13 protein-coding genes and 1 pseudogene are annotated in these 14,115 nt (G+C 70.0%); 10 read left to right on the top strand and 4 right to left on the bottom strand.

All coding sequences use genetic code 11. The features are described from left to right. The first annotated feature begins 448 nt into the window (after positions 1-448). From ACWCP0_RS37480 to ACWCP0_RS37495, 4 genes are read left to right on the top strand one after another with little or no spacing between them, the layout of a single operon-like run. Positions 449-2,821 carry a sensor histidine kinase gene (locus ACWCP0_RS37480; RefSeq protein WP_451083218.1) on the top strand — a complete coding sequence of 791 codons (2,373 nt, stop codon included), beginning with the start codon at positions 449-451 and terminating at the stop codon, positions 2,819-2,821. Beyond that, positions 2,818-3,228, top strand: a complete 411-nt coding sequence (locus tag ACWCP0_RS37485) for a roadblock/LC7 domain-containing protein (RefSeq protein WP_451083219.1) — start codon at positions 2,818-2,820, stop codon at positions 3,226-3,228. Before ACWCP0_RS37480 ends, ACWCP0_RS37485 begins: the two co-directional genes overlap by 4 nt. Continuing rightward, entirely contained in the window at positions 3,221-3,586 is a 366-nt protein-coding gene (locus tag ACWCP0_RS37490; RefSeq protein ID WP_451083220.1) for a DUF742 domain-containing protein, read from the top strand. Before ACWCP0_RS37485 ends, ACWCP0_RS37490 begins: the two co-directional genes overlap by 8 nt. Beyond that, positions 3,573-4,163, top strand: coding sequence for a GTP-binding protein (locus ACWCP0_RS37495; protein ID WP_451083221.1), 591 nt, complete (start codon positions 3,573-3,575; stop codon positions 4,161-4,163). The genes ACWCP0_RS37490 and ACWCP0_RS37495 overlap by 14 nt, the downstream gene beginning before the upstream one ends. A gap of 304 nt (positions 4,164-4,467) precedes the next feature. On the opposite strand, the pseudogene ACWCP0_RS37500 reads toward ACWCP0_RS37495, so the two are convergent. After that, a pseudogene (locus ACWCP0_RS37500) lies at positions 4,468-4,608 on the bottom strand (ABC transporter permease); the annotation flags it as partial. 242 nt (positions 4,609-4,850) lie between these two features. Beyond that, a complete protein-coding gene (locus tag ACWCP0_RS37505; RefSeq protein ID WP_451083222.1) occupies positions 4,851-7,049 on the bottom strand; it encodes a glycoside hydrolase family 3 N-terminal domain-containing protein in 2,199 nt (732 codons plus the stop codon). Positions 7,050-7,683: 634 nt separating this feature from the next. On the opposite strand from ACWCP0_RS37505, the gene ACWCP0_RS37510 reads away from it, so the two are divergent. The 5 genes from ACWCP0_RS37510 to ACWCP0_RS37530 all read left to right on the top strand — a co-directional run bounded on the left by ACWCP0_RS37510 (position 7,684) and on the right by ACWCP0_RS37530 (position 11,349). Beyond that, entirely contained in the window at positions 7,684-8,091 is a 408-nt protein-coding gene (locus ACWCP0_RS37510; protein WP_451083223.1) for a hypothetical protein, read from the top strand. A 31-nt stretch (positions 8,092-8,122) separates the two neighbouring features. Continuing rightward, positions 8,123-8,896, top strand: coding sequence for a hypothetical protein (locus ACWCP0_RS37515; RefSeq protein ID WP_451083224.1), 774 nt, complete (start codon positions 8,123-8,125; stop codon positions 8,894-8,896). Between the two features lie 151 nt (positions 8,897-9,047). Then, positions 9,048-9,338 carry a hypothetical protein gene (locus ACWCP0_RS37520; protein ID WP_451083225.1) on the top strand — a complete coding sequence of 97 codons (291 nt, stop codon included), beginning with the start codon at positions 9,048-9,050 and terminating at the stop codon, positions 9,336-9,338. Between the two features lie 231 nt (positions 9,339-9,569). Beyond that, positions 9,570-9,899 carry a hypothetical protein gene (locus tag ACWCP0_RS37525; RefSeq protein WP_451083226.1) on the top strand — a complete coding sequence of 110 codons (330 nt, stop codon included), beginning with the start codon at positions 9,570-9,572 and terminating at the stop codon, positions 9,897-9,899. Positions 9,900-10,395: 496 nt separating this feature from the next. Further along, positions 10,396-11,349, top strand: a complete 954-nt coding sequence (locus ACWCP0_RS37530; protein ID WP_451083227.1) for an SMP-30/gluconolactonase/LRE family protein — start codon at positions 10,396-10,398, stop codon at positions 11,347-11,349. A gap of 42 nt (positions 11,350-11,391) precedes the next feature. Here ACWCP0_RS37530 and ACWCP0_RS37535 read toward each other — a convergent pair whose 3' ends face one another. Together ACWCP0_RS37535 and ACWCP0_RS37540 are read right to left on the bottom strand one after the other, a co-directional pair. After that, positions 11,392-12,492: an ADP-ribosylglycohydrolase family protein gene (locus tag ACWCP0_RS37535; RefSeq protein WP_451083228.1), complete on the bottom strand. Its 1,101-nt coding sequence runs from the start codon at positions 12,490-12,492 to the stop codon at positions 11,392-11,394. A gap of 86 nt (positions 12,493-12,578) precedes the next feature. Continuing rightward, positions 12,579-12,869 carry a hypothetical protein gene (locus ACWCP0_RS37540; protein WP_451083229.1) on the bottom strand — a complete coding sequence of 97 codons (291 nt, stop codon included), beginning with the start codon at positions 12,867-12,869 and terminating at the stop codon, positions 12,579-12,581. 117 nt (positions 12,870-12,986) lie between these two features. Between ACWCP0_RS37540 and ACWCP0_RS37545 the strand changes: the two genes are divergently transcribed. Then, the gene (locus ACWCP0_RS37545) at positions 12,987-13,682 is read left to right on the top strand and encodes a CPBP family intramembrane glutamic endopeptidase (RefSeq protein WP_451083230.1); all 696 of its coding nucleotides are present in this window, start codon (positions 12,987-12,989) and stop codon (positions 13,680-13,682) included. Positions 13,683-14,115 lie beyond the last annotated feature (433 nt).

Consider the following 14,115-nt stretch of genomic DNA (forward strand, 5'->3'; position numbering starts at 1 on the left):
CGCGTGCCGGACGGCAACGGCGGAGGCCATGCCTGGCCCGTCACGGCACCGCGGGCAGACCTCACCGATCCGAACGGTCCGGCACAGCCGAGCCCTTCGCCGGGGCGGTCACCCCCCGTACCCCCTGAGCCGATCGCTTCCGAGGCCGGAGCCGGTCTCGACGGGCTCGAGGCGCCCCGATCGGTGCATAACGTGCGCTCTGCCGGATTCCGGGCGATTGCTGACGAGTTGGGTCCGCCAGGGCTCTGATCTGCCACACGCTTTGCGGCCAATAGCACGTAGTTGATCACCAGTACAACCTCTCGTTTTCTATGTGTGGCTGGATATGATCGGCATCTCTCAGGTTCCACCGAAACCGGAACGAGCGTCTCCCAGCCCCTCAGGAGCTGCGCCCCGCCCGGTCGGTGGTCTGTCCAGGCTGCTCCGCTCCCGAGGACTGATGTCTCCCATGGAACCCACACGGTCGCGAGGCCTGTCGAGGACTCGCCGGCTGCGCACCGTGCGCCTGCGCACGCTGCTCATCTGGCTGGCCGTGGCCCCTGTTGTGGCGATGGGTGCCCAATCCACCGTGACCGCGAACCGATTGCTGGAGCAGGCCGAGCATCTGCGCGCCGATGTGGAGTCCGGTGAGCGGATCGGTGTGCCCCTGTACAGGCTCATGGTCGAGATGCAGACCGAGCGGACGATGACCGCAGCGCGCTGGGCGGGCTCGTCCGTGTCCGAGGGCGCCGTGCAAAAACAGCGTGCCGCCACGGACCGGGCCGCGGCCGCGGCCCGTCATGCGTCGGACACCGTGAGCACGGTGTCCGAGGAGGCGGACCGCCGCCTGCTGGAGGTCACGGAAGGCCTCGACGACCTGGACGCCTACCGCGAGCGCACGGACGACGGCACCGGAAACGCCAACAGTACGCTCGCGTACTACACCGGCCTGATCGGCCAGATGATCCGCTTCTACCAGGACGAGCTGAGCCACACGGAGGACAGCCGGATCACCCATGAGAGCCGTGTGGTCGTCGCCATGTTCGCGGCCTCCGAGATGGTGTCCCAGGAGGACATGATCCTCGCGCAGGCCGGGTCGTCCAGAGAGTTGACCACCTCCCGGTTCGCCGAGTTCGTCAACACCGTCGGAGCCCAGCGGTACCTGTACGACACGTCGATCGCGCCGTATCTGCCGGAAGCGGAGAACGACCTCTACTTGCAGATCATCGGCTCGGACGGGTGGCAGACCAAGATCCGCATCGAGAACGCGGTCCTGGCCGAGCACTCGGCCGGCGACGACGGCGTGAAGCTGCCCCGGGAGGTCGACGACTGGCGGGCCGCGCACGAGAAGTGGGGTCCGCCGCTGAACGCGCTGAATGCCGACCGGTCCCGGGGGCTGCTCACACAGGCCGACGCGCGGGCCGCGGAGCTCGAGGCAGAGGTCGCCTGGCTGATCACGGGAAGCGCCGGCGCACTGCTGGTGGTGGCGGTCATCGTCGTGTTCACCACGCGTTCGGTGCTGCGCCGCCTGCGCCGACTCCACGAGCGCACGGTGACCATCGCGGAGGAAACGCTGCCGGAGGTCGTCGACCGACTGCAGCGGGGTCGGCCCGTCGATGCCGAGGCGCTGCCCACGGTCCGCGGAGAACAGGACGAAGTGGGACGCATCAGCGATGCGTTCGCGCGTGTCGTCGCCGTGTCCGTCGAAGGCCACAGGCAGCTCGCGGCCGAGCGGCACGGCTTCGGCATGTTCGCCGCGGGCATCGCCTCACGCACCGGAAACCTGGTCAGCCGGCAGCTGAGCCTCACGGAGGACCTCCAGGACGCCTTCGGCCACGACGAAGCGCTTCTGGCCCAGTTGATGCGCGCCGACCAGCTGACGGTGGGTATGCGTCGCCAGATCGAGAACCTGCTCATCCTGGCGGGCGGCGAGATCCCCGACCCCCACACCGAACCCATGCGCATCGCCGACCTGCTGCGCGAAGCAGCCGCGGAGGTCGAGGACTTCCGGCGGATCGAGCGGCAGGCGCTGGACGAGATCAGTGTGGAAGCTCCCGTGATCAGTCAGACGAGCCACCTCCTGGCCGAACTGCTGGACAACGCGACCCGGTTCTCCCCGCCGAGGTCGAAGGTCGTCATCCGTGCCGAGCTCGTGGCCGACGGGTTGTCGATCGAGATCGAGGACCGCGGCCCGCGGGTCACCCTCGCGAGCTACGAGGAGATGAACGGGCGCCTGCACTCGGCCCCGCCGTACGCCGTCCTGGCGGAGAACGCCCACCGGCTGGGACTCTTCGTGGTCGGCCACCTCGCCGACCAGCTCGGGGCCACGGTCACGCTCCGCAGGTCGGTGTTCGGAGGGACGTCGGCCGTGGTGATCCTTCCCAAGGAACTGCTCGTGCCGACCGAGAGCGAACCGGGACCGGCACGCGCGCCGCGGCAGCCGTCGCACGAGCCCGCTGCCGTGGAGCCCGCTCCTGTGCAGCCCGTTCCCGTACAACCCGCTCGCGTCCAGTCCGCCCCTACGCCGGGCGGACCCAGTGACGGCAAGGCCGAGCTGGTGCTGCACAAGGGGTCCGGGTTGCCGATCCGTCCGACGCACGAGCGGCCGCAGGACACCGCGCAGCCCGTTCGCGCCGCCGCACGGGACAATGACACGCGTCCGGCCCTCCCCGAACGCGTTCCGCGGACCCACATGGTCGAGCAGCTCCGTGAGCCGCGACACGCGCCCGAGTCAGTGGTCGTGCAGGACGAATCGACCCCCGAAGAGGTGGCCGACGCCTGGGCGGACTACGAACAGGGGACCCAAATGGTGGAAGAAGAGCTCCGACAGGATCAGCGATGACGACGACATCCAACGACATGATCTACAGCGTTCTGGACAACAACCTGAGCAGGATCGCCGGCATCAAGGGAGCCGTGCTGCTGTCCAACGACGGGATCATGCTCAACGCCTACATGCTGGAACGGCCGGAGGGGGAGCGCATCGCCGCGGCGTCCTCCGGAATCGCGTCCACGATGAAAGCCATATCCAGAGAGGTCGAAGGCGGCCGGGTGATCCGCCAACTGGTCGAGATGGACGACAGGTACCTCTGCATCGTCGGATGCGGGGAGGGAAGCACCCTGATCGTCGTGACCTCCCGCAAGGCACGGCTGGGGGAACTGGGCGGCGAGGCCGTACGGACCGCGCAGGCGCTCGGTGAATGGCTGGGCACGCCTGAGCGAACCGAGGCGCCCAGTCGTCATGGCTGACGCACCGCACCACGGAGGCCGCCGCCGGACGCGGTTGTACGCCCTGACCGATGGGCGTACGACCGCTTCCCACGCCGCGCTGACCATGGACTCCACGGTCACGTCGGCGGTTTCCACGGATGCCTGCGACGGCCTGCCCAGCGAGTGGCAGGCCGTCCTCTCCATGTGTACGCCGCCGAACGGTCGGGCAGTCGCCGAGATCGCGGCCCGGATGCACATGCGACTCACTCCCATGATCCTCCTTCTCGGCGAACTGGAGGACCGCGGGCTGATCCGGCACAGGTCGCCCCTGGAAGAGGCCGAGACCACCAATGTCCACGTGCTCATGAGAATCAGGGACAACCTTGCCCGGATATGACACCTCTGCCCAGGAAGCGGCCCCCGTCAAGATCTTGATCGCCGGGGGATTCGGCGTCGGCAAGACGACTCTGGTCGAGACGATCTCCGAGATCGAGCCCCTGCGGACGGAGGAGCGGCTGACGGCCGCGGGCGTCGGCGTCGACGACCTCGAGGGGATCGAGTCCAAGGCCGTCACCACGGTGGCGATGGATTTCGGCCGCATCACCCTCACCGACGCCGGTGTCGTCCTCTACCTGTTCGGTACACCGGGCCAGGAGCGCTTCTGGTTCATGTGGGACGACCTGCTGAACGGGGCTCTCGGGGCGGTCGTGCTGGTCGACACCCGGCGCCTCGACCGCAGTTTCCCGGCCGTCGACTTCTTCGAGACCCGCGGGCTTCCGTTCGTGGTCGGCGCGAACTGCTTCCACGGGGAACAGCCCTACAGCGCCGAGGAGATCAGGGCGGCGCTGCACCTGGGCGACCCGGACACGCCCGTCCTCATGCTCGACGCCCGCTCCCGTGACGACGTGCGCGGAGCCCTGCTCTCACTCCTCGACACACTGATCGCCAAGGCAGGCACGGTGGCGCCCGTCTGACGGGGCGACCGACACCGCCACGGTCACGCTGCCGGTGGGTTGCCTGCGCACCCGGGCCGGGCGGCACGTTGCGCGGAGCCCGGCCCGTGCATCGGACATTCCACTGTGACCACGGGGATGCTCCTTCTGCCCGTCGCCGTGCTCGCGGTCGCGAAGGTGCTCGTCACCCGGCTCGGGCACGAGCCGTACGTACCCGTCTGCGTCGCCGCGGCAGCCCCTACTCGGGGTAATCGCCCGGCTGGCCGAGATCACGTGGGACGAGCTCGGGCTCGGCCGTTCCTCGGTACGGCGAAGTCTGCGGTGGGGGCTCGTTTTCGCCGGGGCCGTCGAGCCCCAGTGCCCATGCGAGGAGCCCGCCCTCGGCGAGGACGAGCCGCCAGGCGTAGGCTTCGACCGGGTAGCTCGCCCACAGCGGGGTGAGGATCGCGACGACCAGCAGCGGCCGTCACCTCGGCACGCACGGCTATGCCTGGAGCGCCGGCTCCCTCGACCTGCGTCTGCTCCCGGCAGCTGCACCTTACGCCTTCGGCGTGAGTGGCCCGCACCTGCACCTGACCAGAAGGGCGGGTCCGGGCACACGGTCCCGCCCGCAAATGGTCCGGCCGACGCAGCGGACGTACGAGTGGGCCGCGTCCGCCTCCTGGCGGTCGCGGCCCACTCGGTCAGGCCTGGCGGATCGTCAGAGCCTCAGCGGATCGTCAGGTCGGCGGTCTTCTGGCCGACGGTGAAGGTGTACGCGCCGCGCTCGACATGCTGCTTACCGACACCGTCGATGTCGCCCGGCGTGACCGCGAGGACGTTCGGCCGCACGGTGAGGCGAACGGTCTGCTGTTCGCCGGCCTTGAGGTGGACCTTGGTGAAGGCCACCAGCTTGCGGGACGGGGCCAGTACGTCGCTGGTGGGACGCGAGACGTAGACGGGGACGACGAGGTCGCCGTCGCGGTTTCCGGTGTTGGAGACCTTCACCTGTAGTTTCACCTTGTCGCCCGCGCGGACCGATGTCTTGTCGAGGGTGATCCCGTCGAAGGAGTAGCTGGTGTAGGAGAGTCCGGCGCCGAAGGGATACAGGGCGTGGTACTGGGACTCCGGGCCGCCGTTGGTGCCCGGCAGCTGCTGGTAGTACAGCGGGTCGTTGCCAAGAGCCCTGGGCCAGGAGACCGGCAGGCGTCCGCTGGGGTTGGCCTTGCCGAAGAGGACGTCGGCCACGGCGTGGCCGCCTTCGGAGCCGGGGAGCCAGGACATCAGCAGGGCCTGGGTGTCGGCGGCGTCGCCGAGGACGAGGGGGCGGCCGGCCAGGACGACGGCGACCACGGGCTTGCCGGTCTGCTTGAGCGACTTGACCAGGGCCTGCTGGTCGGCGGTGAGTTCGGGCCGCGGGTTGTCCGCGGGGCCCTCGGCGCCCGCCTTCTCGCCGACCACGACGACGGTCACATCCGCGTCCGCGGCCTGGGCCACCGCCTCGTCGGCGGTCTTCGCGTGCACCACCTGCGTGCCGGACCCGGCGGCTTCCTGGATGCCCTTCAGGACGGTCGTGCCGGGGATCTTCACTCCGGCGGGGACGCCCTGCCAGCCGATGGTCCAGCCGCCCACCTGATTGTTGATGTCATCGGCGTACGAGCCCGCGACGACGATCTTCTTGGCGGACGCGGAGAGGGGCAGCGCGCCGCCCTCGTTGCGCAGCAGGACCTGCGACTCGGTGGCGGCCTTGCGGGCGAGGTCCTTGTCGGCGCCGAGTACGGCGGCGTCGGCCTTCGCCGGGTCGACGTACGGGTTCTCGAACAGGCCGAGTTCGAACTTCAGCGCAAGGATGCGCTTGACCGACTGGTTGATCCGCCGCTCCGAGACCAGTCCGCGGTCGACGGCGGTCTTCAGGCCCTCGCTCCAGTCCTTGGCGAAGTACGGCTCCATGGCCATGTCGACGCCGGCGTTGACGGCGAGCGCGATCGCCTCGGGGTAGTCGGCAGCGATCTTGTACCTGGTCTGCAGGGCGCGCACGTCCTCCCAGTCGCTGACCGCGACGCCCTTGAAGTCCCACTGATCGCGCAGCACCTTGGTGAGCAGGTACGTGGAGGCGGTGGCCGGTACGCCGTTGACGGCACCGGAGTTGACCATCACGGTCTTCGCGCCGGCCTGGATGGCCTGCTTGTAGGGCGGCAGCAGGGTGTCCTGCAGATAGCGCATGGAGACGTCCGCGGGGGCGCGGTCGTGTCCGTTGAACGGCTCGGAGTAGCCGGCGAAGTGCTTGACGCTGGCGGCGACCTCCTTGGCCCCGTCCGCCTGCTCGGTGCCCTTGACGGTCGAGGCGGCGAGCGTGCCGGCGAGCAGCGGATCCTCGCTGTAGGTCTCGTAGTAGCGGCCCCAGCGCTGGTCGCGGGCGAGGTCGGCGACGGGGGCGAAGTTCCAGTCGATGCCGGTGGCGGCGACCGCGCGGGCGGTCGACGCGGCGGAGTCCTCGACGGTGCCAGGGTCCCAGGTGGCCCCCAGGCCGATCTGGTGCGGGAAGACGGTCGCGCCGAGCACATTGTTGTGCCCGTGCACCGCGTCCACGCCGTACAGCACTGGTATGTGCAGGCGCGAGTTCTCCACGGCGTACTTCTGCACGGCGTTGACCATCTCCGCCCAGGCCTTGGGCGTGTTGGACGCGGGGGGCATGCCGCCGCCGGAGAGGATCGACCCGGCCGCGTAGTCGCCGAGCACGGTCTTCATACAGGTCTCGTTGAGCGCGCCGCCACTCCACTCGCAGTCGCCCTGGATGCGCGTGACGGCGACCTGGCCCATCTGCCCGATCTTCTCGTGGAGCGTCATCCGCTTCAGCAGGTCCTCGGCGCGCTGCTCGGCGGGGGCGCCGGCCCGCTTGTAGAGGGGGACGTTCGCGCTGGCGGGCACGGCCGCGACGGCCGCGACGCAGGCCGCGGCGACGGCAAGGGTAGTAAGTGTTCTCAGACGATGGCGCGGTTGACTCAATGGCATGGCAGGTATCCCGTTCCTGTCCGGGCCCCGGAAGCCGGGGCCGTCCATCGAATGCGGCAAGCCTTTCGTTGTTGCTGCCGGAACCCTTCCCTTGCCCTGACATGGCGTCAAGACTTTGACACAGGAACATCTACGAACTCGCCCTCCACAGTGGGGTGTCCACGGCCATCGAGTCCCGACCGCTTGACGATTGAACGGGTATGAGCGACGCTGCCCGCGCGCACAACCTGCAGCTCGCAGGTGAGTTGGGCATCCATCACCATGAGCGGACCGCACCCTGGTCCGCCGCCGCGTCGATGCGATCGGCCTGTTCCGCGACACCAGCTACGGGTCCGGCGGCCACCACCACCTTTTCCTTCGGAACCTGTTGAGCGTGCACGCAGAGTGTGATCGGAGTCCGGCGGTATCCGATGGTGCTGACCACGGCGGCCCGAGGACCCGATACCGTCGCGCTGCAGAATCGTGCGCCGCCACCGTCCGGCGGGCGTGATCGTGACGGGCCGGCCCCACCACGCGTGGGCGTGCCCGCGATCACGGCGTCGGACATCCTGTGGTTCCGGGGACCGATGGGTCGCTGGACGGCCCCCGCACCGTACGGAGAGTTCGGACAGCGCGGGACAGCCCCGGGGGGAAGGCCTTCGGCACCCACGGTGAACTGTCCGGCGACGGCACGAACCTGCGGGTCCACGACTTCCTCAGCCGCAGTGAGGAGGTCGTCACGCCCGACGAGTACGGGGAGATGACCGCCGCGGGCGGCCACGGCGGCGGCGACGCCGGGCTCATGGACGCTTTCGACGAGGCCGTGGCCACCGGGGATCCCGACCGGATCACATCGGGTCCGCGGGACCCCCTGGCCAGTCACCTCGCCGTCCTTGCCGCGGAACGCGCCCGGCACCAGGGCACCGTCGAGACCGTTCCCGACCTCTCGGGCAACGCTCCGATGCCGTCCCCAGCGTGACGATCTTGCCGTCCACTGCGCTGGATCAAGCGTGACCCGCATATCCCCGCGTTCCTGGCTACTCCTGTCCCTGCCCGTCGGCACCCTCCTGGTGCTCGTGGTGCTGCTCATGTTTCCTTCGGTGACGTCCCTGTGGCGTCTCCACAACGAACGGTTCGTCCCCGCCGAGCCGTTGGTGGATCGGGTGCTTCCCGGCGGTGGCACGGCCCAGCTGTCGAGGTGCGGGTCGGACGACGGGCCACGCCCGGTGCCACATGGCGCAGGCGAGCGCGATCGCGACCCTCAGCTCTCGTTCGCCAGCTGGGGCGTCTACGACCCCGGTCCGAAGGCGGGAGGCGAACCGACCTTCACCGTCCAGGTGGTCGTCAACACCGGCGACCGGCCGCTCGAACTCGACGCACCCGTGGCCAAGGGCCGGGTGACCGTCGATCTCTACGGCCCGCACGGCGAAGGCCGGCGCGCGAGCGCCCGAGGACTCACCGCGACGGTCGTCGGCAGCGGCTACAAGGCCAAGCCCCTCGAGGTACCGCCGTCCGGCCGCTTCCGGGTCGCGCCCGGCAAGGAGCTGCGCCTCGACGTGAAGGTGCCGGCCGAGGCGATCTGCCCCAGCCACACCATGGCCGACGTGATCGCATGCACGCCCGAGCACACCAACGACGCCGCGGACTGCCCGGTGATGACGCTCACCCTGTCCGACCCGGCGATCCGTGCGTACCGCGCCGCGGGGGCGGAGGAGGGTGACGCAGGGCCCTTCAGCGACCGGCTCGTCGCGGTCTTCCTGGAGCCGGATCTACGGGTGACGTGAGTCCGTGGCTGCTGGACCTTGACGACTTCCGTCCATGCGGCTGAGTACGTGTACGGATGCGCCGTCAGCCCGCTGCCCCTACCTTGCGGTCATGACGGACAGCCGATCCCCCACTCGCCGTGACCGACGTGCCGCATCGATTGTGCTTCGGGTGCTGGGTGGGCTGACGGCCACACTGCTGACCCTTGTGGTGGCCCTGCACGGGCTGGTCATGGGCCTGGACGGCACGCACTGCGAGACCGTCGTCGCGTTCGTCGCGCGATGCGACGCTCTCACCCACTGGACGGTTCGACTCCTGGTGCTGGGAGTGGTTCCCATCGGCTGGGTCCTGGCTGTCGGCGGGGTCTTCCTGCCGTCCCCGCGCGCCAGACGTTACTGGTGGTCCGGAGTGCTGGTGCTGCTCACGGGATGGCTTGCCGCCTTCCTGATCGCCTACCGCTAGGACACACGCCTCGTATCGAGGGCGATAGCCCTCCGTCGCCCAGCTGGGCTGCCATGACCGCACGCTCGGATCAACGCGATACGTACCCTGAAACCGAGGAAGACTGTGTCTGCTGAGCGCAACATCCGAACCACCTTCGCTTTCCACCCTCCCGAAGACGACGCCGGTGCCTGGCATGCGACACTCCAGTCCCTGGAAAGGGCCCTGAGGGAGGCATTCCCCGAACCGACCTTGGAGTACAGGACGTCAGGGATCCGCGGCACGACCGTGCTCGACTTCGAGATAGAGCCGGCACCTGACGTCTGGATCGACGGGACGGCAGCGATGCCCAAGCCCGGCTACGCGCACGTCACCCTTACTGAGGTGACCGCCGGCGAGGCTGCTGCCTTCGCCACGTGGCTCCGTGACTCGTTCGCCCCGGCACCGCATCTCGTCCGCTTCGCCAGCAGCCTCGCCATGGCGAACCGGGCCGAATCCTCAGAGCCGTTGCCGTCCGAGGGAGACACGGCAGACATCGAGGACCTGCTGCGCAGACACCTCGACTCCTTCGACACGCCGTAGACGGCCCCACACTTCGGGGCCGGGCAGGACGCGCGCCTGCCGGAAGCACGCACACTCAGCTGAAGGAGCAGCAGGGCGAAGGCCCGCGATCTTGCCGTCGGACACGGGCGCGTCCGGACCACCGGGACTCTCGTCTCATGCTCACCGTACGCGGCACCTGCGCGTCGAAGTCGCCGACGCCCGCGCCGTCCAGTTACCTGTACCGCCTGCAGCGTCCGCCCCTCGCGCAGGCAGGCAGCGGCCTCGTCATTGCGGTTGCTCGGGCGGGCCGCTGGGGCGTGGAGCCCTGACCGCGGTGCTGAGCTGACGTACGAGCTGGTTCACCGACGTGGCGGTACGGGTGGGGCACAGGGGAACTCGGACAGGTGACGGCTCGTTACGAACGAACGGGACCCGCACCGGAGTTGATGCCGGATGCCGAGTTCCACGAGTGCTCCGAGTTCCCTGAGTCACCGAATCCGCAGCCCGCTCCCACTCTTCACGGAGGCCCGGAACCATGACCCGGAACCACCCCCAGCCCTCCCGGCGCGCCGTTCTCGGCGGTGCCGCCGTCGCCGCGCTCGCGACGGCGGCCGGCGCCGGCACGGCGAGCGCCGCCACCGTCGGTACGGCTGCCGCGTGGCCGAACGAGTTCCCGCTCCCCGACGGATTCCTGCCCGAGGGGATCACCATCGGCGCCAAGCCGTACGCCTATATGGGCTCCCGCGCCAACGGCGCCGTCTACCGCACCGATCTGCGCACCGGCAGGGGCGGGTTCCTCTACGAGGGCGCGCCCGGCACGGCGGCCATCGGGCTGAAGCTGGACGATGACGGCCTGCTCTACATCGCCGGAGGCGGCGGCGGAACGGCGCGGATCGTCGACAGCCGCTCCGGCCGTCTCGTGGACACGCACCAACTGACGGACGTGACGGGTCACTTCGTCAACGACGTCATCCTGCTTCGCGACCGCGCCTGGTTCACCGACTCCCGCGACAGCGTCCTCTACGGCGTACCGCGCGGCTGCGACGGAGAGATCCGCCGCCTGCCGCTCGGCGGCGACTGGGTCCAGACGCCCGATGTGAACAACGCCAACGGCATCGTCGGCACTCCCGACGGCCGAGGGCTCATCGTGGTCAGCAGCAACCCCGGCAAGCTCTACCGCGTGGACCTGAAGACCGGTCACGCCGCCGAGATCGCCCTGAACGGCGCGGACAACGTCTCCAACGGCGACGGTCTCCTCCGTATCGGCCGCACGCTCTACGTCGTGCAGAACCGGCAGAACCTCATCAGCGTGTTCGACCTCGACACGCGGGTCCGCACCGCCACCCTGCGTCGTACGGTCACCGACCCCCGGTTCGACGTTCCCACCACCGCCGCCCGATGGGGCGATCGGCTCTACCTCGTCAACGCGCGCTTCACCTCGCCCCAGACGCCCGAGACGACGTTCAACGGCGTAGCCGTCGCGCTCTGACGGAGCGACGGCTCGACCACGTGACGATGTGAGGAACCGGCGTCACCAGCCGGGGTAGCGGCTCCACCAGTGCGGGTCCCAGCCCTGGACGTACTCGCTGCCGCTGGGGGCGTCCGACACCTCGGCGAGGAGATCGCGGGCCAGGGTGTCGAGGACCCAGGTCAGTTCATGACGGCTGACCAGGTTCAGGGGCAGCGCCTCGATGCCGTGGGCCGCGCCGAGCAGCGCGCCGGTCACGCACGCGACCGACTCGCCGTCGGGTGCCGCGGCCGCGAAGCGCAGCGCGGCGTGCACGTCGGCACGGTCGGGGAAGGAGGCGGCGGTGTAGAGGCCGCCGAGGAGGGCCGAGGGCGCGGTGGCATCGGGGGCGAGGCGTGCGAGGCGCGCCGGGTCCGCCGGGTGTTCGATGGCCTCGGCAAGTGCGGTGGTCATGCCGGCGTGTTCGGCGTCGGTGACCGTGCCGTCGGCCGTGTGGAGGGTCAAGAGCCCGGCCCTCAGCGCGTCCCTCACGTCGTCGTCGGTGACGCAGTGCCGGGTGAGTACGGTCGCGTGGGCCGCGGCGGACTGGGCTGTCGGGTCGCCGTGGGTGAGGGCGGCGATGTCGCGCGCGTGCTTGTCCCACTGGCGGACGGCCTCCGCGGTTCCGAGCCCGGCCAGGGGCAGCGTGCGGCCCACCGCGTGCCACCCTCGGCTGGCGGTCGTGGGCTTGTCCACCGTGCCCTGTTCGATGGCGGACAGCGCCTGCACCGTGGCCGGTGCCGATCCGCGCCGCTCGGCCAGCGCCGGCACCTGCGCGAGCCAGCCGTCCGGCCATGCGTCGCCCTTGAACTCGCCCCAGCGGGCCCTCATGCGGTCGGCCTCGATGCCCTGAAGCGCCGCCCAGCGGCAGTAGGCGTGCCACAGAACCGACGGCGGATGACAGATGCCCTTGTGTTCACTGCGGACCAGGGCGCGGATGGAGCCCTCGGCGGTGAAGCAGGCCAGCTGGGTGCAGACGCCGGCGCGCAGCGGACCGCTGTCCGGCAAGGCCCCGCGAGCCGCGCCCATGGTCTCTCCCAGCGCCATGCCGATCAGCATCCCGCGGAGCCCGGAGGCGATGCGTCCACGGAGAACCTTCTCCTGATGCTTGTTCCTGTCGGTCAAGGCGGTGCGCTTTCTGTCGGGTTGCTGGAGCGGGCCACGTGACCCTATGGCGCGAGGACCGTGTGCGGTGCAGGCGGGTGCCGGGCCTATTTGCCGTCGCTGCAGATCACCGCGGTGATCTTCTTCGGGTCGGGGTCCGCGCTCTGGGCCCGGCGGTGCCGCTCGATGAGCTCGGCGCAGCTCTCCGTCGGCCTGCCGCACCCGTTGTCGGCTGCGGGACCGCACGGCACGGTGCCCTGGGTGGCGTACGGCGATGGGGCCCACCCTGTGGGGGTCGTGCTGTGGAGAAACTCCGTGGCTGCCCATCCGGAGGCGCCGACCGCCAGGACCACGATCCAGAACAGCCGTAGCCATCGCGGCCTGCCGATCCCTTTCACGCTCTTCCCGCTCCTGACTGACGCTGCCGTGTGCATGCCACCGTATCTGCCGGACCGCGCCGCCGGGCGGCGCGTTGCCCGTGGCTCGCGCCAGGAATCGGACATTCTGCTGTGTCCATGCGGATGCTCATCCTGGCCGTCGTGGTGCTCGCGGCCGCGAATGTGCTCGTGAACCGGCTCGGGCCCGGGCTGTACGTACCTGTCTGCGTCGTCACGGCCGCCGTGCTCGTACTGATCGCCCGGCGGTCCGGGATCACCTGGGACGAGCTGGGGCTCGGCCGTTCCTCGGCACGGCGAGGCCTGCGCTGGGGGCTCGTCCTGGTCGGGGCCGTTCTTCTCGTCTACGCGGTCGGACTGGCGCTGCCCTTCACCCGCGATGCGTTCCACGACGAGCGGGCCGCGGAGCTGTCGGCCGGACAGCTCGTGTACCGGGTGCTCGTGCGGGTGCCGTTCGGGACCGTGCTGCTGGAGGAGATCGCCTTCCGGGGTGTCCTGTGGGCGATGATGCGCAGGCGTTGGGGCGCCGCTTGGGCCACCGCCGTCTCCTCGGCGATGTTCGGGCTGTGGCACATCCAGCCGTCCCGCGGGCTCACCGGCTCGAACGCCGCCGTCGAGGCGCTCTTCGGTACGGGCACGACCGCGGTCGCGCTGTCGGTGACCGCTGCGGTCCTGGGCACGGCGCTTGCGGGTGTGGTGTTCTGCGAGCTGCGCCGCCGGTCCGGGAGCCTGATCCCGCCGATGGCGCTGCACTGCGCCCTCAACAGCGTCGGCTACGCGCTGGCGTGGGCGGTCGGCCGCTCGTGGGGCGGCTGACCCGGGGCGTGCGAGGGGGTTTTGTCGTCCGGGGGGCGGGTCGGTCCTCCGGGACGGTGTGGGCGTTGCGCGAGCCGTGTGGTGGTGAGGGCGGGCACAGCGGAACTCGGGCGGGCGGCGGTGTCGTGACGAATGTCAGGAAGGCACTTCCGTGTTTCCGCCTCGACAACCGCCACACCCAAGCGAAACAGCGGGGCCGGCGTCGCGCGTGGGACGAGGCAGGAACATCCTCGGCGCGAGGCTTGTCGCGCAGATACCGCAGACCCCCGCTGACGACCCGCCGGAGAGGCTGGGACGGAATCCGTCCCTGCCTCTCTGCGTCGGCGGCCGCCTTCGCGTGGGCCATCGTCGGCAAGGCGGCTACGAGCGGCTACGAGGTGGTCAACCAACTGCCTCTCCTCCACCGGTTGCGGCGGCAGTGCCCCGCCATGGC

Source organism: Streptomyces sp. NPDC001970, from assembly GCF_053594115.1.